The sequence below is a fragment of the Deinococcus sp. NW-56 genome (assembly GCF_002953415.1).
In the GTDB taxonomy this organism is placed as follows: Bacteria; Deinococcota; Deinococci; order Deinococcales; family Deinococcaceae; genus Deinococcus.
This window is the reverse complement of record NZ_CP026516.1, coordinates 2,294,182-2,313,300: the sequence shown is the minus strand read 5'-3', so window position 1 is coordinate 2,313,300 and position 19,119 is coordinate 2,294,182. Positions and strand designations below refer to the sequence as shown.

At 72.1% G+C, this 19,119-nt stretch carries 14 protein-coding genes and 1 tRNA gene; 11 read left to right on the top strand and 4 right to left on the bottom strand.

The window, feature by feature from the left end; translation table 11 throughout:
- Positions 1-12 precede the first annotated feature (12 nt).
- From C3K08_RS11595 to C3K08_RS11585, 3 genes are all read left to right on the top strand, one after another.
- On the top strand, positions 13-798 hold the full coding sequence (locus tag C3K08_RS11595) for an enoyl-CoA hydratase-related protein (RefSeq protein ID WP_104991446.1): 786 nt from the start codon (positions 13-15) through the stop codon (positions 796-798).
- 65 nt (positions 799-863) lie between these two features.
- Positions 864-1,583, top strand: a complete 720-nt coding sequence (locus C3K08_RS11590) for a M23 family metallopeptidase (RefSeq protein WP_104991445.1) — start codon at positions 864-866, stop codon at positions 1,581-1,583.
- Positions 1,580-2,542, top strand: coding sequence for a PD40 domain-containing protein (locus C3K08_RS11585; RefSeq protein WP_104991444.1), 963 nt, complete (start codon positions 1,580-1,582; stop codon positions 2,540-2,542). The genes C3K08_RS11590 and C3K08_RS11585 overlap by 4 nt, the downstream gene beginning before the upstream one ends.
- Positions 2,543-2,552: 10 nt before the next feature.
- On the opposite strand, the gene ilvA is transcribed toward C3K08_RS11585, so the two are convergent.
- Together ilvA and C3K08_RS11575 are read right to left on the bottom strand one after the other, a co-directional pair.
- Positions 2,553-4,103, bottom strand: a complete 1,551-nt coding sequence (gene ilvA, locus C3K08_RS11580; protein WP_104991443.1) for a threonine ammonia-lyase, biosynthetic — start codon at positions 4,101-4,103, stop codon at positions 2,553-2,555.
- Between the two features lie 325 nt (positions 4,104-4,428).
- Positions 4,429-5,583, bottom strand: a complete 1,155-nt coding sequence (locus C3K08_RS11575) for an FAD-dependent oxidoreductase (RefSeq protein ID WP_104991442.1) — start codon at positions 5,581-5,583, stop codon at positions 4,429-4,431.
- Between the two features lie 65 nt (positions 5,584-5,648).
- Between C3K08_RS11575 and C3K08_RS11570 the strand changes: the two genes are divergently transcribed.
- The 3 genes from C3K08_RS11570 to C3K08_RS11560 are packed head-to-tail and all read left to right on the top strand — an operon-like array spanning position 5,649 to position 10,844.
- Positions 5,649-6,821, top strand: a complete 1,173-nt coding sequence (locus tag C3K08_RS11570; RefSeq protein ID WP_104991441.1) for a SpoIID/LytB domain-containing protein — start codon at positions 5,649-5,651, stop codon at positions 6,819-6,821.
- On the top strand, positions 6,811-9,651 hold the full coding sequence (locus tag C3K08_RS11565; protein WP_104991440.1) for a hypothetical protein: 2,841 nt from the start codon (positions 6,811-6,813) through the stop codon (positions 9,649-9,651). Before C3K08_RS11570 ends, C3K08_RS11565 begins: the two co-directional genes overlap by 11 nt.
- Before the next feature lie 50 nt (positions 9,652-9,701).
- Positions 9,702-10,844, top strand: coding sequence for a hypothetical protein (locus C3K08_RS11560; protein ID WP_104991439.1), 1,143 nt, complete (start codon positions 9,702-9,704; stop codon positions 10,842-10,844).
- 20 nt (positions 10,845-10,864) lie between these two features.
- Here the strand turns inward: C3K08_RS11560 and C3K08_RS11555 are convergent, their stop codons facing one another.
- A complete protein-coding gene (locus C3K08_RS11555) occupies positions 10,865-11,896 on the bottom strand; it encodes a serine hydrolase (protein ID WP_104991438.1) in 1,032 nt (343 codons plus the stop codon).
- 37 nt (positions 11,897-11,933) lie between these two features.
- Here C3K08_RS11555 and C3K08_RS11550 point away from each other — a divergent pair, with 37 nt between their 5' ends.
- Both C3K08_RS11550 and C3K08_RS11545 read left to right on the top strand, forming a co-directional pair.
- Positions 11,934-14,009 (top strand): S9 family peptidase, encoded by a 2,076-nt coding sequence (locus tag C3K08_RS11550; protein WP_104991437.1) that lies wholly within the window; start codon positions 11,934-11,936, stop codon positions 14,007-14,009.
- A gap of 179 nt (positions 14,010-14,188) precedes the next feature.
- A complete protein-coding gene (locus tag C3K08_RS11545) occupies positions 14,189-15,055 on the top strand; it encodes a hypothetical protein (protein WP_104991436.1) in 867 nt (288 codons plus the stop codon).
- Between the two features lies 1 nt (position 15,056).
- On the opposite strand, the gene C3K08_RS11540 is transcribed toward C3K08_RS11545, so the two are convergent.
- Positions 15,057-16,049 (bottom strand): asparaginase, encoded by a 993-nt coding sequence (locus tag C3K08_RS11540; RefSeq protein ID WP_104991435.1) that lies wholly within the window; start codon positions 16,047-16,049, stop codon positions 15,057-15,059.
- Positions 16,050-16,108: 59 nt separating this feature from the next.
- Between C3K08_RS11540 and C3K08_RS11535 the strand changes: the two genes are divergently transcribed.
- From C3K08_RS11535 to C3K08_RS11525, 3 genes are all read left to right on the top strand, one after another.
- Positions 16,109-16,184, top strand: a tRNA-Asp gene (locus C3K08_RS11535).
- A gap of 232 nt (positions 16,185-16,416) precedes the next feature.
- On the top strand, positions 16,417-18,327 hold the full coding sequence (gene speA / locus C3K08_RS11530; protein WP_104991434.1) for a biosynthetic arginine decarboxylase: 1,911 nt from the start codon (positions 16,417-16,419) through the stop codon (positions 18,325-18,327).
- A gap of 4 nt (positions 18,328-18,331) precedes the next feature.
- Positions 18,332-19,093, top strand: coding sequence for a S9 family peptidase (locus C3K08_RS11525; protein ID WP_234009061.1), 762 nt, complete (start codon positions 18,332-18,334; stop codon positions 19,091-19,093).
- Positions 19,094-19,119 lie beyond the last annotated feature (26 nt).

Sequence of the window (19,119 nt, the reverse complement as noted above, 5' to 3'; positions counted from 1 at the left end):
ACGCTGCTTGCCATGACCAGCGAACCCGTCATCCTGTCCCGCACCCACGCCGGGGTCCGCACCCTGACCCTCAACCGCCCCGACAAGCTCAACGCTGCGAACGACGCGCTGCTGCTCACGCTGACCGGGGAACTTCAGGCCGCCGGAGCGGAACCCGAGGTGCGGGTCGTGGTGATCACCGGCGCCGGGCGGGGCTTTTGCGCCGGGCAGGACCTGGGGGACGTGTCGGGGCGGGACATGACCTTCACCGAGCACCTCAACCACACCTATAACCCGCTGATCCGGACCATCCGGGGGCTGGACAAGCCGGTCATCACCGCCGTCAACGGGGTAGCGGCGGGAGCCGGGGCCAGCCTCGCGCTGTCGGGCGACCTCCGGCTGTGGGCGGGGTCGGCCAGCCTGATCGAGGTCTTTTCCAACATCGCGCTGGTGCCGGATTCGGGCAGCACGTGGTTCCTGCCCCGGCTGGTGGGCTACCACCGGGCTTTCGAGTTGATGGCGCTGGCAGAAAAGGTGGGCGCCCAGGACGCGCTGCGGCTGAGCCTGTGCGAACACGTCTTCCCCGACGAGACCTTCCATGAAGACGTGCAGCAGTACGCCGAGCGGCTGGCGGCGCGGCCCGCGCACGCGCTGGGGCTGACCAAGCGGGCGCTCAATGCGGCGATGACGGGCACGCTGGATCAGGCCCTCGACCTCGAAGCCGAATTGCAGCAACTCGCCGGGGACCACTGGGAGCACGAGGAGGGCGTGACGGCCTTCAAGGCGCGGCGGGCGCCGGACTTCCGGCGGCAGGGGTGAAGGGCTGACCGCCGCCCTGTAAGCCCTGGCACCGTCCCCACGCCCGCGCCGGGGCAGCATCGGCCATGCGACTCAGAACCGTGGTGGCGGGGGGACTCCTGGCCGCGTCGGCGGTGGCCTTGGCGCACTACGCGCCTGCCCTTCCCGACAGCGCGATTGCCAAGCCCGCGCGGCAGTTCGGCCTGCCCTTCGCGGGGCCGCCGGGGCCGGACACCTGGCTGCTGGGGCAGGGGTACGGCAACACGACCGGGGCCTACCGCCAGCGCCGCAGCACTTACGGCAACCTCCAGGGGCTGCACGCGGGGCTGGACTTCAGTGCTCCGTGCGGCACCCCGGTCCGCTCCATCGGGGACGGGGTGGTCGCGGAGGTGGACGGGCCGCACGGCAGTCCGCCGCACAACGTGGTCATCGACCACGCCGGGAACCTCAGCAGCCTGTACGGGCACCTGCGGGTGCGCTCCAGCCTGCGGGTCGGGCAGCAGGTGAAGCGGGGGCAGGTGATTGGGGAGAGTGGCGACTCGCAGTTCACCTGCGTGAGTGCGCCGCATCTGCACCTTGAACTGCGGGACCGCTCGCACCAGCGCTTTTTCAACCCGCTGCCCTACATCGCCGCCGACTGGGACTCGCTGGCGCTGGCAGGCAGCTTCGGGCGGGGGTACGAGTACGACCTCGCCGCGCCGCGCAAGTGGCAGACGCCGGAATCTCAGCCGGAGGTGCGGCGGGGTGGAGCCATCCTCAACGAATTCCGCCTGCCCTGGCCGCCTGCGCCGGGGGGAGCGCGATGAAGAAGGCGGCGGTCTTGGCTCTCGCCCTGAGTACGCCTGCGCTCGCGGCCACCCTCCCCTCCAAAGCGGTCCTGAGCGGCACCTGCTGCCCCGGCGCGGTCTGGACGCCGGATTCCCGGAACCTGATGTTTCTGGACGGCCCCCCGGCGCGGCCCACGACCGGCATCTATCAGGTGTCGGCGAACGGGGGAGAGGTCACCCGGCGCTTTTCCTCGGTGGCCTTTTTCTCGCCCCGGTTGCTCTGGGCGGTGCGGCCGGGGACGGGGGACGCCACCACGCTGGAGCGGCTGGCCGACCGCCGCCGCTTCACGCTACCCACGCGCGGGGCGGACGTGACGTGGACCCGCTCGGAGAACCGGCTGGCCTACACCCGCAGCGACACGACCGGCAACTTTGACCGCCGGGCCACCCGCGTCTTCGTGGCGGACGTGTTCGGCTCGCCCCGGCAGGTCGCCACCCTGTACGGCGGGGGGATCAGCGGTTGGCTCAACGAGACGACGCTGCTGCTCAGTGGCAAGGGCGCCCCGGCGGCGCGGGACCGGGACCTCTTCACGCTGGATACCCGCACGGGAACGCGGCGCACGTTGGCCTCGGCGCTGTCGTTCCGGGGGGTCAGCCTCAGCCCGGACGGGGCGTGGGTGACGTACTACGTGGCCTTCGACTCGGCGACCCGCAATGGCCTGTGGCTGCGGCCCACGGCGGGCGGGGCGGCGCGGAAACTCAGCGCCTTCGGCTCGTACCGCTGGCGGGACGCCCGGCGCCTGCTGCTGATCCCGCTGGACCCGAACGGCGGCCCGCATGTCCTGCGCGAATACAACGTGGGTACGAACGCGTGGCGCACGCTGGGCGACCTCGGCGATCAGGTGCGGCAGGGCGACTGGTCGGTCAGCCCGGATGGAAAGAGGGTGGCCTACCTGAGTGCGCGGGACGGCAACGTGCGGGTGCTGACGCTGCCGTGAGGGCGGGCCGCTAGGTCAGGAACAGCCGGTACGCCGCGTTCGCCGTCATGTCCGTCGCCGGATACCCCACTCCTGCGAGAAAGGTGGCAAAGGGGGTCAGTTCGTCATCCGGCACTTGCAGGCCCGCGAGCACCCGGCCGTGGGCGCTGCCGTGGTTGCGGTAGTGGAAGAGGCTGATGTTCCAGCGCCCGTGCAACTGGGTCAGGAATTCCAGCAGGGCGCCGGGGCGCTCGGGAAAGGTAAAGGAGTAGACCCGCTCGTGGGCGGCCTCGGGGGCGCGGCCGCCCACCATGTGGCGGATATGGACCTTGGCGAGTTCGTCGCCCGTGAGGTCGGTGACCGGGTAGCCCTGCGCGGTGAGGGCACCGATCAGCGCCGCCCGCTCGCCGGGGTGCGCGAGCTGCACCCCCACGAAGACGCGGGCCTCGGCGCGGGGGGCATAGCGGTAGTTGAACTCGGTGACGGCGCGGGGGCCGATCACCCCCATGAAGGCGCGGAAGGCGCCGGGCCGCTCGGGAATCGTCACCGCGAGGATGGCCTCGCGCTGCTCGCCGATCTCGGCCCGCTCGGCCACGTGGCGCAGGCGGTCGAAGTTCATGTTCGCCCCGCAGGTCAGGGCGACGAGCGTGTGCCCCGTCAGGCCGCGTTCGGCCACGTGCCGCTTCAGGCCCGCCACCGCGAGCGCCCCGGCAGGCTCCATCACGGCGCGGGTGTCGTCGTAGACGTCCTTGATGGCGGCGCAGACCTCGTCGGTGGTCACCTGCACCCAGTCGTCCACCAGCCGCCGGGCCAGCGCGAAGGGATACTCGCCCACCTGCCGCACCGCCACCCCGTCCACGAAGAGGCCCACCTGATCGAGCCTGACCCGCCGCCCCGCCCGCACGCTGCGGGCCATCGCGTCGGAGTCGTCGGGTTCGACGCCCACCACCCGCACGTCTGGGCGCAGCACCTTCAGCACCGCGGCTACCCCCGCGATCAGCCCGCCGCCGCCCACCGGCACGAAGACGCTGGCCCCCGAGGGGTCGTCGAGTTGCCGCAGCAGCTCCAGCGCGACCGTGGCCTGCCCCGCGATCACGTGCGGGTCGTCGTAGGGGTGGACCGGAGTCAGGCCGCGCTCGTGCCCGAGCGACGCCGCGTACGCCTCGGCGTCGCTGAAGGAGTCGCCGCGCAGCAGCACCTCGGCGCCGCGTGCCTGGCAGGCCCGCACCTTGATCTCGGGGGTGGTCACCGGCATCACGATGACCGCCCGCACCCCGAGGTGCTGCGCGGCGTAGGCCACCCCCTGCGCGTGGTTGCCCGCCGAGGCGCAGATCACGCCGCGTGCCCGCTCGGCGGCACTCAGGGCGCTCACCTTGTTGTAGGCCCCGCGCAGCTTGAACGAGAAGATCGGCTGCTGGTCCTCGCGCTTGAGCCACACTGCGCCCCCCGTGCGTGCGCTCAGCCGGGGCGCCGGGCTCAGCGGCGTCTGCACGGCTGCCCCGTAGACCCGGCCTGTCAGGGCGAGGCGCAGCACGTCGTGCTCGGTCAGGGTGGCGGGGCTGAATTCCGGCGTGGCGGTCATGGCACCTCCGAGAACGTGGGGAACTGGGGCGGCATGGACTGGATGGCCGAAACGGGGCGGCCGAAACGGGGCGCCCCCACCGCGAACGGGTGGGGACGGCGCGGCGGAAGCCGGGGGCGTTATGCCCCGCCGTCTCCCGGAATTCGTGCTTCCCGCATGCCCCCAGGATAGAGAGGGGCGGCCCCGGCGCGGGCGGGCCGGGGTAGACAGGACCCCGGTAACCGTGCTGTTGCCACTCGCTCTGCTCCGCAGCTTTACAAGTCCGCTCGGGTTGAACGGTGACGAAAATTGTTCAACCGGGATTCGTATGGGGGGAGCAGAAGGGTCAGGATGTCCACGGCCGCTCCCTCACCCCCGCCACCCGCGCGGCGAGCTCGTAGGCCACCGCCAGCCCCAGCGTGTCCGCGAGGGGACCGCCGAGCAGGAGGTGCACGCCGTCCCCCAGCGCCTCGTGGCGGGGTGGGGCGTCCACCCGGCCGTCCGGCAGGGCCACCCACGCGCCGGGCACGTCCGCGAGGCTGCGGCCGATCTCCAGCGCCCCGGTCGCCAGCGGGGGCAGGGCGTCCATCAGGCGGGTGAGGTCTTCCAGGGTCTCGCGGCGCACGCCCACCGGCACCCCGGTCAGCCGCCCGCCTTGAGGCACGTAGCCGGAGGGATCGCGGTGGTGCAGGGGCGGCACCACCGTGAAGCCTCCATGCTGCGGGCGCAGGGTCAGGCCGCCCGCCCGAAGTGCCGGGGTCCAGTCGTCGCTGGGGGTGTTCAGGCGCGGAAACTGGCGGTAGGCCCGCCCGTGCGCCGTGTGAATTCCCAGGTCCTGCTCGGCGGCGGCGGGACCGTCGGCGCCCATCGCCACGATCACGACCCCGGCGCGGAGGTCATGCGTCTCGTGGGTGACGACCTCGTGGGTGTTCGTGACGGTCAGGCGGTCGAGGCGCACGCCGCCGGGCGTCAGGTGCGCGTGCGTGTTCAGCAGCAGGTCGGCCCCCTCGCGCACCGCCGCCTGCCCGCAGGCCAGCGCCACCGCGCCGGGGCGGTAGGTCGCGGCGTCCTCGTCGACCTCGGCCCAGGGGAGCGCGTCGGGGTCGACGAGGGGCGCGGCCTCCGGGAAGCGGGCGAGCATCGGCCGGGTGGGCACGCGGCCGGGGCCTTCCTCCGTGTGCAGGCGCAGGAGGGGACGAGGTTTGGCGGTGGGGTCCCCGAACAGATTGGCGTGGGTCCACTGGGCTTCCGCCTCCCGGCCGGGCGGTACGTCAAAGGCGGTCCACACCCCCGGCGCGAGGATGGTCGCCCCCTCCTCGTTGGGGAGGCCGCCGCGCTCGACGAGCAGCAGGCGCAGATGAGGGGCCAGCCGCCGCAGGTACAGGGCACAGGCGGTGCCCATCCGCCCGGCCCCCAGCACGGCCACGTCGTACTCGCGCTCCGCGAAGGGCTGTCCCACGTGCGCCCACACCCGTCCCGCCTGCCCTGGCCCGCCTGTCATGGGCGCATGCTCTCACGTCCCTGTCAGTCGGGGCACAGGAGGGGCTGCGTATACTCGCGTCATTCATGCGCGTGCTGACCTTTCTCATGGCGCTGGCGGCTCCCGGCGCGGCCGGGGCGCTGGACGTGCGGGTGCTGGTGGCGAGCGGCCCGCAGCTCACCGTGCGGCTGCCGCCCCCGCCGGGACCGGGGCTGACGGCGCCCCTGGCGGCCCCCCCCGCCCCCGCCGCGCCCTCGGTTCCCTGGACGGTCGGCAACCGGGGCGGCAAGCTCACGCTCGGCGGGCAGGACGCGGGCAGTGACGTGCTGTACGTGCCGCCGTCGCCGGGCAGCCTGGTGGAGATCGCGGGCCAGACCTACCGGGGCGGCGTGCTGCTGCGGGCAGTCAGTGGCGGCGTGCAGGGCATCAACGTGGTGAACGTGGAGGACTACCTGCGCGGGGTGGTCCCCGCCGAGATGCCCGCGAGCTGGCCCGCCGCCGCGCTCGCGGCCCAGGCGGTGATCGCCCGCACCTACGTCTCGGCCCGCATCAACCCGGCGCTGCCCTACGACACCTGCGCGACCGAAAGCTGCCAGGTCTACCGGGGCGTTCCGGCCGAGAAGCCCGGCACCGACACGGCGATTCAGACCACCGCCGGGCAGGTGCTCGCCTATGGGGACAAGCCCGCGCAGACGTACTTCTCCAGCGATTCGGGCGGGCACACGGCGTCCAGTGAGGAGGTGTGGGGACGCGGGATTCCCTACCTCGTCGCGCAGCCGGACCCGCACTCGGCAGGCAGTCCCCGCGCCAAATGGCGGGTGGAGGCCAGCGCCGCGAAGGTGCAGGCCGCCGCCGAACGCTTCCGGGTGCGGGTGGGCACCGTGCGCTCGGTGGGGGTGACCCTGACCTCCGCGTCGGGCCGGGTGCTGGAGGTCACACTGACGGGGAGTTCGGGCACCGGACGGCTGAGCGGCCTGCAAGCGGGCGACTTCGTGCGGGCGCTGGGAGCGCACAGCACCCGCGTGCGCCTCGGCGGGAGCGTGGGGCCGGGGCAACCGCTGGTGCTGGAGGGGGCCGGATCGGGGCATGGGGTAGGGCTCTCGCAGTACGGGGCGCTGGGGATGGCGCGTGGGGGCGCCGACCACCGCCGCATCCTGAGCTTCTACTACCCCGGCACCACGCTGGAACTGCTGGCCGACGCGCCCGGCGAGCGGGGCCGCCCGGTGATCGCGGCGGCGGAGGTGGGTCATGCCGAGTAGGACGATCGGGCGGCTCTTTCGCCGCTCCCTGAAACGTGGCCCTCTCCTCGCGGGGGCGCTCGCGGCGCTGCTCGCGGTGGGGGAGGCGGCGGCTCGCACGGTGCGGATCGTGCAGGCGCAGTCCCTTGAACTGCGGCGCATCGACGAGCAGGAGATCGTGATCATCAGCGGCGGGCCGGAGGGCGGGCCAAACGGTGGGCTGGTCGAGCTGCGGGTGGACGACGACGTGGTGCGGGCTGCCCGCGTGGAGTACAACCGCACCCGCCGCACGCTGACGCTGGTGGGGCAGGCGACCTACCGCACCGCCCGCGACGGGCAGGACCTGCGCGGCGAGAACCTCGTGGTGGACCTGGGGTCCGAGGAGCTGACCGGCGAGGACGTGCTCATCAGCGACGGGGACATCGAGATTCGCGGGCAGCAGGTCGAGCGCATTCCGGGGCAACTGCGGGCCACCGGGGGCTACTTCACCCCCTGCGCCAAGTGCGGGCGCACGCCGAACGACTACGCCTTCCGCGCCGAGCGCCTGATCGTGTACCCCGGCGACCGCCTGATCGCCTACCGCGCCCAGTTCCTGATCGTGGACGTGCCGGTGTTGTACCTGCCCATCGTGGTGCTGCCGCTGAACGAACCCGAGCGCCAGCCGCGCTTCTCGGTGGGGAGCGGCGACCCGGACGGCCTGACCGTGCTGGCCGACCTGCCCTTTTCGATCGGCACGAACACGCTGGGCACGACCTTGCTGCGCTACTACGAGAACCGCGAACCCTCCATCGGTCTGGGCGTGGACCTGCGCTCCTACTCGCCGCTGCCCTATGTGGACCGGGTCGACCTCTATACCCTGGCGAATCCCAAGCCCTTCGCGGCGGACGGCACCCGGCAGCCCGGCTATGACATCGACCTCGACTTCTCGGTGCGGGGGCGGGTGCCGCTCTCTCTGGCCGTGCGCGACCTCGACTACAGCCTGAACGTGCGGCGCCGGGACATCGGGCGCTCGCAAACGGACCCCGACCGGGACGTGACCACGGTGGACTTCCGGGCGGCGGTGGAATATCCGCTGTTCTCGGCCCAGCTCACCTACCTCGACCGCTTCGGGCCGGAGCCGAAGACGGCGCTGTATGCGCCGCTGCGCGAGCCCGAACTCGTGATCGACCCCAGGCCGTACTCGCGGGGCACCTTCACGGTGGACACCCGCCTGACCGCCGGGCGCTACACCGCCGCGAGCAATCCCCTCTCGCGCTCGGCGACCGCGCAGGGGGTCAACATCACGACCACCCGGCTGGAGGAGCAGCACTCTATTACCTACAGCGCCCAGCCGTGGACGAATGCCGACTTCTCGGTGTCCAACACCTTTACCGGGCGCTACTACGGCACCGGGGCGCGGACGGTGAACCTCGACATCTCCGGGCGACTCACCCAGCGCTTCAACGCGACGAACACCCTGACCGCCCGCGCGAGCTACATCCGGGTGGAGGGGACCAGCCCCTTCGCCTTCGACGCGCTGCCGGGCCAGCGCCTCAGCGCTCCCATCGGGCTGGACCTGTACACGGTTCCGGTCAAGGACACCACCTTCACGGTGGGCTACAGCCGTGACCTCTTCCTGCCGGAAGACCAGCAGCCCGCGACCGCCTTCGGGGTGACGGTGAACCGCAAGCCGGTCAACCTGAATTTCGGGCTGCGGCACAACTTCTCCACCGGGGAACTGGAGAGCACGTCCTTTAACCTCACCCTGAGCGACCCCACCGCCGATCAGGTCACGGTGGTGCCCGCCCGCCCCGCGCGGCCCGCCACCGAGACGACGGCCGCCGTCCCCGCCCGGCCGGAGACGGTCACGCGCAGCAGCAACTGGCCCGCGCCGAACCTGACCCTTACCGCCACCGGGGGCTACAACCGGGCGACCGGCCTGCAGCCCTTCACCGTGAAGGCGACGGTGACCGGGGACATCCGCTCCAACTACTTCAGCGTGTCGGCCAGCCACGACATCGAGACGCCCCGCCTGCGGTCGCTGAGCGCCGAGTTCGCCGGGGCGACGCGGACGGACACGGTGATCAACCCGATTTCCTTCTCCGGCAGCGAGACGTGGAATCTGATCGACAACCGCTTCTCGGGGCGCTACAGCGCGACGTGGCGGGGCGAGTACACTGCCGCGCACACCCACGAGCTTCAGGTGCAGGCCCCCGGCGACGAGCGGCCCAACGGGACGGCCTTTTTCAGCGTGGGGACGGCGGCGGGGCGGGCGACGAACTGGCAACTGACCTACGGCGGTCCCTTCGACGTGGAGCGCTGGGGCTACACCCGCCCCACCCTGACCGGGAGCGTGCGGGCCACCCGGCCGGGGCAGTCGCTGGCGCTCTCGGCCACCGTGAACACGCCGGGGCTGGAGCAGCAGCGCACCGAAGTCGCGCGGGCCGACCTGAACGCCGACTGGCAGTTCGGCACCCGCTTCGCCCTTTCGGGCCGCGCCGCCTACAGCCGCACCCGCACGGGGACCTTCCCCGAGGACATCGCCACCGACACGCTGATTCTGGACCCCGTGCGCGTGGGCATTGCCATCGGGGACGGGCCGCGCCCCGGCGCCTACGTGACGGCGGCGCTGCGGCAGACCTTTACCTGGGTGGACGGCGAGCGGCTGAACCCGGCCCCCCTTGCGCCCGTGATCGGGTTGACCATCGACCGCTGCTGCTGGGCCTTGCAGGCCGAGATCGACATGAGCCTGCGCCGCTACCGGCTGGGGATCAGCCTGCCGGGCAGCAGCAGCTACCCCCTCTTCGACTACGGGGTGGGCGGGCTGAATATTCCGCTGCTGCCGGGGCCTCTCAATCCGGGGAACCGGTGAGAGCGGCCAGCCACCAGTTTCCAGCCCTCAGCCCACCGGAGGTCTCGCCCATGAAACGACTCGCCCTGTTGCCCCTGACCGCCCTGCTGCTCTCCGCCTGCACGGGGACGGTGGAAACCTTGCCCGCGCTGCGGCTCGCCGTGCTGGCGGATGGAGGGGCGAGCCTGCGGACGGTCTCGACGGGCGGGGGAGACGGCATCCGGGTCACGCCCACCCCAGTGGTCAGTCCTCCGGTGGCCGTCACCGGGGGCGTGGCGGTGGACACCCTGCCCGGCGGCGGAGCACGCCTGCTGCTCACCCGCCGGGCAGGACTGGAGAGCCGCGACGCGAACCTGGCGGACGTGCGGCCCTTTGCCCCCGCCTTCGACGCGCCGGGCTTCGTGCCCCCCTGCTTCGTGACGACCGCGCTGAATGCCGGGCGCGACCGGATTCTGAGCCTCAGCCAGTGCGAGACGGGGGGCGTGCTGAACGGCACCCAGCAGCTCGCCCTCTACCGCACCGACGGGACGCTGGTGTGGCGGGCCGCCGTGGGCGGGGCCGCCGTGGTGACGGGCACCGACGTGCCCCCGGTGCGGGTGGCGCTGGTGCGCCGGGCGGACGGGGTGGATGTGGGGGTGGTGGCCCGCCCCGCGCTGGGCGGCGGCAGCGAGGTGGTGCGGGTGGCCGCGACCACCCCCGGCGCCGATCCCCGGGACGACCTCCCCGTCCCGACGCCCGCCATCCGCGACCTCGCCCCGGCACCCAACGGCACCACCGTCTACGCGGCGACCGATACCGGGGTGCAGCCGCTGGGCACGAACGGGGTGCCCGTCGCGGAGGACGCGCTGGACGCCTTCGGGACCGGCCGGGTGGACCGCCTGTGGACCTCGGCGGGAAGCGGGGTGCCCGGCCGCAACCTGATCGCCGCGTGGCGCGATCCCCGTTCCAGCGGGCTAGGCAGCGAGCCGCTGCGGTTGTGGGACGCCTCGGGCACGCGGAACGAGGCCCTGACCGTGAACGCCTTCGCCGACCTGCGCGACGTGACCTTCGCCCCCGACGGCTTCCTGTACGCCCTGAGCGCGACCACCCTCAGCGGGTACGACACCGTGATCGGCCTGGGGTCGGGCAACACCGGGAACACGGTGAACTGGCGCCCGGTGACCCTGCTGAGCGGCCTGAACGACGCGCGGGGGGTGACGTGGCTGGTCCCGTGAGGGTGGCCCGCCGTCCGCTCTCAGCGAGGAGACCTGATCGCTGAAGGCCCCGACAGCGCCAGCGCCGCCGCCCCCACCACCCCCCGCAGCCCCACCAGCGGCACCCCGCCCCGGACCAGCAACGTGACCACCGTGCCGGACGCGGGCACGAGGGCGAGCGCCGTGCGGGTGCCCCGCGCCACCCCGTCGTGCCACCACACGCCCCCGCGCCGGAACCAGCCGGGGGCCACGCCGTCCAGATGGGGGGGGAGGGCAGGGGGCCGCAGAACTTCTCGCCAGTCCCCGCCCAGCCTGCCCTCCAGATGCGCCGTCCCGAAGGTCAGCAGGTCCCCCGCCGTTCCGAACAGCCCGCCCGCGCCCGCCAGCGGCCCGAACCCCGTGACCCCTTCGCCCAGCAGCGTGGCGGTGGGAGCGACCAGCCCGCGTGCCGGGGGGGTGAGGCCCACGCCCGGCAGCCCCAGCGGCCCCGTCACGAACCGGGCCAGCGCCTGCCCGTAGCCTGCCGCGCTGATGGGCTCGCCTGCCGCGTGCGCCAGGGCCAGCGCCAGCACCCCCGCCCCGAGGTTGGAATACATAAACCGCCCCGCCCCCCGCCGACTCGCCCAGCGCCGGGCACTTGCCAGGGCGGCCGCCGCGTCCATGCCGCCGTAGGGGTCCTGAAAGCGGGTGAAGGTGGTCACGGCCACCCGCGCGGGGTGAGCGGGCAGGCCCGCCGTGTGGGTGGCGAGGGCACGGGCGGTCACGAAGTCGGGGAAGGGGCGAAAAGGACCGCCCAGCCGCGAGAGGGGCGCGTCCCAGCTCAGCCGTCCCTCCCGCACCAGCGCCCCCGCCAGCGCCGCCGTGAAGGGCTTGGTCACGCTCGCCAGCTCGAAGGCGCCGTCCCTGGGAACGCCGCCCACCCCGACGACCGCCGACTGACCGCCCCGCGCCGCGCCCACCACCCCGCCCCGGCGCAGGGCGGCCCGCAGCAGCGGCAGCGCCGGGCGCAGGTCGCGCTCCAGCACCGCCTCCAGCTCGCGCCGGGCCGTCTGGAGGGGGTCACGGCGAAACATGCGCTCAGCCTAGCGCCCCGCCTTGCTACGCTCAGGCATGTCCCTGCCCCGCGCTGCCAAGAAGCCCCTTACCCACGATCTGCACGGCGAATCCCGCCCCGACGACTACCACTGGCTCAAGACCCAGGGCAAGGCCGACCCGGAGGTGCTGGGCTACCTGGAAGCCGAAAACGCTCACCTGGGCGCGGTGATGGCGCCCCTGCGCGAGACTCAGCAGGCCATTTACGAGAAACTCCTCTCCCACGTGCAGGAGGAAGACGACCAGCCCCCCGTCCCCCAGGGCGACTGGGAGTACTACACCCGCACCGAGGAGGGCAAGGCCCATCCCCTGTTCCTGCGGCGCCCGCGTGCCGGGGGAGAGGTCCAGCTTCTCCTCGACCTCAATGCGCTGAAGGAGCGCGAGGGCCACGCCAACGTCTGGGTCTACGTGACCCGCCCCAGCCCGGACGGGCGCCACTGGGCCTACCTGCTGGACACCACCGGGCAGGAGCTGTGGGAACTGCGCGTGCTGGACACGGCGACGGGCGAACTCGCCGAGCCGCCCCTGACCGGCGTGAGCGGCTGGACCCTGGACTGGAGCGCGGATGGCCGTACCCTCTTCTACGCCACCGAGGACGCCACCCAGCGCCCGGCCCGCATCTGGCGGCACACCCTGGGCCAGCCTCAGACCGCCGACGAGGAGTTGTGGCACGAGACCGACCCCACCTTCCGCGCCTGGGCGCGTGTGGCCGAGAACGGCGAGACGCTGCTGCTGGGCAGTTCCGCGAACATGGCCGACGAGGTGGCGGTGCTGGACACCCGCGACCCCGCCGCCCGGCCCCGCGTCCTGCTGCCCCGCGAGCGCGGCGTGGAGGTCAGCCTCACCGACGGCGGCGACCACTGGCTCGCGCTGACGAACCAGGGCGGCGCGTCTGAGTTCCGGCTGGTGCGCCTGCCCAAGGGGGAAGGGGTGACCTGGGCCGACGCGCAGGACGTGCTGCCCCACGACCCCCAGCGCTACCTCACCGGCATGCACCTGTTCGCCGGGCGCCTGCTCGTCTCCGGGCGCGAGGGGGGCTTCACCCGCCTGTGGGTGCTGCCGCGCACCGGGGAGGGCTACGGCCCCGCGCGCCGGGTGGAGTTTCCGGAGGCCAGCTACACCGTCCGCATCGGGGCCAACCACGTCTTCGAGACGGCGACGGCCCGCGTCCTCTACGCCAGCCTGACCCGCCCTGGCGAGCACCTCGACCTCGACCTGAACACGCTGGAAACCGCGCTGGTGAAGGCCACGCCCGTGCCGAACTACGATCCGGCGGCCTACGTGGCCGAGCAGGTCTGGGTGGACGCTCAGGATGGCGAGCGGGTGCCCGTCAGCCTGGTGCGCCGCCGCGACACGGCCCTGCCCGCGCCCACGCTGCTGTACGGGTACGGCTCCTATGGGGCGTCCATGGACCCGGCCTTCAGCCTGGGGCGGCTGCCGCTGCTCGACCGGGGCTGGGTGTGGGCGATCGCGCACATCCGGGGCGGCTCGGAACTGGGGCGGCGCTGGTACGACGCCGGGCGCCTCGCCCACAAGATGAACACCTTCACCGACTTCATCGCGGCGGGCGAGGGGTTGAAGGCGGCGGGCATCGCGGGCGACCTCGTGGCGATGGGCCGCAGCGCGGGGGGTCTGCTGATGGGCGCGGTGGTCAACCTGCGGCCCGACCTGTGGAAGGCCGCGTTCGTCGGGGTGCCGTTCGTGGACGTGCTCTCCACCATGCTCGATGACTCCATCCCGCTCACCACGGGCGAGTACGACGAGTGGGGCAACCCCAACGAGCCTCAGGCTTACGCCACCATGCGCGAGTACAGCCCCTACGACAACCTGAAGCCCGCCGTGTACCCGCACCTCTTCGTCTCGACGGGCCTGAACGACCCCCGCGTCGCCTACTGGGAACCCGCCAAGTACGTGGCCCGGTTGCGCGACCTGCGCCAGCCCGGCAGCGGTGTGCTGGTCCTCAAGACCAACATGGGGGCCGGGCACGGCGGCTCCAGCAGCCGCTACGACGCGCTCAACGAAATGGCCGAGGAGTTTGCCTTCGCCCTCGCGGCGGTGGAGGGACAGCTGGACGCCGGGGAGGAAGGGCAATAAAAAAGCCGCCTCATCGGGCGGTGATGGACAGAAGATAGCGCGGAATGCACCGGGGGTCAAGGTATGCAGGCGGGTGGCGGGGGCGTACAGTGAGGCCACCGTCACAATGCCTGCAGGCCTCCCGCCGGGGGCAGGGGCGGACGTGGCCCGTAGGTCCGGCCACGGAAAGGAAGGGACCCATGACCACGCTGCGGCTGCCCCTCGCCCTCACCCTGGGCCTGACCCTCGTGACCCTCGCTCCGGCACAGCAGGGACCAGCACCCTCGTCCACGCTGCTGCGCCTGCCCGTGACGCCGGGGGCCATTCGGGTCACCGACGCCGCCGCCACCCGCGAGTTCGGAAGCTACCTGAGTGGGCTGGCGCGGGAGGAAGGCAGCACCTGTCAGGCGAGCGAATACCTCGTCTGGAACGACGCCCGCCTCGTGGACCGGATCACGGACGACTTAGACACCCAGTTCGGAACGCGGGGCATCGTGTTCGAGACCCTGGACGAGGTGGAGGAGGACGGCTCCTCCGCCCTCTCCTTTCGCCTGACCGAGAAGGCGAACCGCTACGTGGGCCTGCTCTACCTCGACGACGAGAGCGTGGTGCTGGGCTGGTGCCAACTCCGGGCCGCCCAGGCGCAGGCGGCCCCCGCCGCCCGTCCGGCCTCGCCCCCCCCCACCGCCGCTGCCGGGGTGACCCCCCGACCCGGCACCTACACGGGGGACCTGACCGGGGACTTCAAGGGCACCAGCATCAGCTTTCAGGTGGCGGCCGACGGGCGCACGATCACCAACGTTCGCATGACGGGCTACTGGCGTTGCCGCGACTCCCTGAGCAGCAGCGGCGCCAAGCTCAACGCCCGGTTGATCGGTGAACTGGGCGAGATGCCCGGCAACGTGCCCGTGCAGGCGGGCGCCTTCAACCGCCGCGCCACCGCCCCCTACCTCGCCTGGGAGTTCGCTGGGCGATTCGTGTCGGCCACCCAGGCGCAGGGCACCTTTCTGGTGGAGGCGAGCGACTGCACCTCCTACAAGCTGAGTTTCACGGCCACGCGGCGCTGACTCACGCCCAGGTCAGCCCGACGTGGGCTTCCACCGTTCCCACCTCGCGCCCCGCCCAGTTGCTCAGCGTGGCGGGGGCGAGTGCCCGCATCTCTGGGGTGATCGGCACGCCCAGCGCCTCCAACACGGCGAGGGCCACGTGGGGCCGTGCCCGCTCGCCGCCGTCCGCGATCTTGAAGGCCACGCCCAGCGGCCCATGCGGCGTCTCCCGCAGCGCCATCCCATAGAACGCCTCCGCGCCCATCTTCGCGGCGAGGCCAGGAACGAGGGGCATCAGCGTGGTGTCGAGCCGTCCGGGTCCGGCGATCAGGAAGGGCCAGGCGGTCATCGCCCCGAAGATGCGTTCCAGCGCCGGGGCCGGCTCGCCCTGCGGCGCCGCGAGCCGGGCAAACATCCGCGCCGTGGCGTCCAGCGGCAGCGCGAAGGCGGGCACGCTGCACCCGTCGGTCCCCGCCTGAACGTCGTCCAACCCCACCCCGCCGAGTTCGGCGTGCAGTTCCCGAATCCGCACCTGAAGCGGGTGCCCATGCTCGGTGTACCCCTCGCGCGGCCAGCCGTGCTGCACGCACGCCAGCAGCATCCCCGCGTGTTTGCCCGAGCAGTTGTGGTGCAGCGGGGTGGGCTTCTCGTTCCGGCGAATCAGGTCGGCCGCCGCGCCCGGATCGAAGGGCGGGTGCGTGCCGCAGCGCAGGTCGGCCACCGTGCTGCCCGACCGCCCCAGCAGCCGCTCCACGACCCCCAGATGCTCCGGCGTTCCGGCGTGGCTGGCGCAGGCGATCGCCAGCTCGTCTCCGGGCAACTCCGGCACCGCGAGCGCGAGGGGCAGCGCCTGCACCGGCTTGGAACTCGACCGCGGAAAGGTCACCAGCCCCGCGTCCCCGCAGGAGGCGATCACCTCACCCGAAGCGTCCACAACGGCGACATGAACGTGATGGACACTCTCGGGGACGCCCCCGCGCGCGAAGACGACCTGCCCGGCCTGCGCTGCTGTCATGGCGCCCAGGCTAGCGCGGCTTGACATCTCCGCGCCCGGCCCGTACTCTCTTCTCCGCTGGTCCGGTAGTGTAGCGGTTAGCATAACTGCCTGTCACGCAGTAGGTCGCGGGTTCAAATCCCGTCCGGACCGCCAGAAGATAGAGGGGAGCGAGGTGCCACGGCGCCTCGCTCTTCTCTTGTGGGGCACCTGACCCGTAACTGCCGGGCTGCCAATTGCCGCCTGGACCCCTACCCCTCCGGGCGTTTCGCCGTATCATGCGCCCCGGTTTCGCACGGCGTCCGTTGAGTGCCCAGAGCTGTCGTTGTTCAGGCGCATTCCGAACCCCGCGCACGGCGAGCCTACCCCACCCCGGAGGACGCCTGACTTGACTGCTGCTACCCCTTTTTCCACCGCTGACGCCGCCGAGCTGTATCAGGTTCCCAACTGGAGCGGCGGCTGGTTCCGCGTCTCCGACAAGGGCCAGATGGAAGTGACCCCCTCGCCAGGCCTGCACGCGCCCCTGCGGGCCATCGTGGACGAGATCGTCGAGCGCGGCGAGAGCCTGCCGGTCATCCTGCGCTTTCCGCAGGTCGTCGCCGGGCGCGTGCGGCACCTCAACGAGGCCTTTCGCAAGGCGATCACCGAGTACGGCTACGAGGGCCACTACCAGGGCGTCTTTCCCATCAAGGTAAACCAGCGCCGCATGGTCGTCGAGTCGGTCGCCGCCGCTGGCTACGAGTACGCGCACGGCCTGGAGGCCGGAAGCAAGGCCGAACTCGCCCTGTGCCTCGCGCAGCGGCTGCACCCTGACGCCCTGCTGTGCTGCAACGGCTTCAAGGACGACGGCTTCATCAAGCTCGCGCTGTGGGGCCGGACCCTGGGCAAGAACGTGGTCATCACGCTGGAAAAGTTCTCCGAGCTGGAGCGGGTGCTCAAGCAGGCCAAGGCGCTGGGCGTCAAGCCCGCCATCGGGGTGCGCTTCAAGCTGCACGCTCGCGGCTCCGGGCAGTGGGAGGAGTCGGGCGGCGACCAGGCCAAGTTCGGCCTGAACGCCTACGAGCTGCTGCGGGTGGTCGAGCGGCTGCGCGAGGAAGACATGCTCGATTCCCTCGTGATGCTGCACACCCACATCGGCTCGCAGATCACCGACATCCGCCGGGTCAAGGTCGCCGTGCGCGAGGCGACCCAGACCTACGCGGGCCTCATCGCGGCGGGCGCACAGCTCAAGTACCTCAACGTGGGGGGCGGCCTCGGCGTGGACTACGACGGCTCCAAGACCACCTTCTACGCCTCCATGAACTACACCGTGGGCGAGTACGCCGCCGACGTGGTGTACACCGTGCAGGAGGTCTGCAAGGCCCGCGAGGTGCCCGAGCCCACCATCATCAGTGAATCGGGCCGGGCGCTGACCGCCCACCACGCGGTCCTGGTGATGCCCGTCGTGGACGTGACCGGCCCCACCCGTGACCTGGAAGAACTCGCTGCTCCCAACGAGGACAGCCACCAGATCATCAAGGACCTCGAGGAGATCCTGGTGGGCATCTCGGCCCGCAATTACCGCGAGATGTACAACGACGCGGTGGGCGACAAGCAGACGCTGCACAACCTTTTCGACCTCGGCTACGTGACCCTGGACGACCGGGCGCGGGGCGAGGCCCTCTTCAACGCGATCCTGCGCAAGATCGCCAAGCTCATTCAGGGCGAGAAGTACGTGCCCGACGAGCTGGAAGACCTGCAAAAAGTCCTGGCCGACAAGTACATCTGCAACTTCTCGCTGTTTCAGAGCCTGCCCGACAACTGGGCAATTCAGGCGCTGTTTCCCATCGTGCCGCTCGACCGCCTGAACGAGCGCCCCACCCGGCAGGGCACCCTGGTGGACATCACCTGCGACTCGGACGGCAAGATCGAGAAGTTCATCGACCTGCGCGACGTGAAGGCCACCCTGCCCCTGCACGAACCCGGTGGGCGGCCCTACTACCTGGGCGTGTTCCTGATGGGCGCCTATCAGGACGTGCTGGGCAGCGCCCACAACCTCTTCGGCAAGGTCAGCGAGGCGCACGTCACCGTGCGGCCCGGCGGCAAGTACCACATCGACCTCTTCGTGCGGGGGCAGAAGGCGCGGCGCATGATCGAGTCGATGGGCTACGAGGAAGTCATGCTGCGCGACTCCATCGAGGACCAAGCCGACGCGGCGCTGAAGGTGGGCACCCTGCCCCCCGGCCAGGAGCAGGAGCTGCTGGAGGACTACGGCGAGGAACTGCTGGGCTACACCTACCTGGAGTACGAGGAAGGCTGAGCGGGTGGGTACTCGGGGTGAACCGGGAGAAGGCTTCGGCCTGAGCATTCCTGGCCTCGCCCTGCCCGACCTTCCGGACGCCGCCCGGTTCACGCTGCCCCCACGAGAGAACAGGGCGGGGGACGTGACGCTGGGCGGTTACCTGTGGCGTCAGCCCCACCCGGCCCCCGCCGCCCTGCTGCTGCACGGCTGGGGCCAGGATGCCGCCGCTATGGCGACCCCGGCCCGGCTGCTGCACGCGGCGGGCTGGCACGCCCTCAGCCTCTCCTTGCGCGGCTGGCGCGGGTCGGGCGGCTGCGACGACTATGGGCGCAGCGGGCCGGGCGACCTGGGGCAGGTGCTGGCGTGGCTGGAAGCTCAGCCTTGGGTGAGCAGCACGGCCGTGCTGGGCCTCTCGCTGGGGGGCCTCGTTGCCCTGCTAGCAGCGGCGCAGGGGCACCGGGCGGGGCGCACCGTGGCCGTCAATCCACCCGCCGACCTTCGTGGGGTGTACGCGGGCACGACTTCGGGCATCCTGCGTCGCTATTACGACGCGGTGCTGACCCCGGCGCAGTGGGTGGACGGCTCGCCCCTCACGCACGCGGAGCGCATCGGCGGGCCGACCTGGGTGGTGATCGGCCCCGAGGACCGCATCTGCCCGCCGGAGCTGGGGCGCACGCTGGCGGCGCGGGCGGGAGCGCGGCTGCTGGAGGTGCCGGGCCTGGCCCACGTGCCGGACGGGGAGCAGTGGGCGCGGGTGGTGGGGGAGACGCTCGGGCCGTCCTGACCCCCCGCCCGCGCTACCCTGTCCCC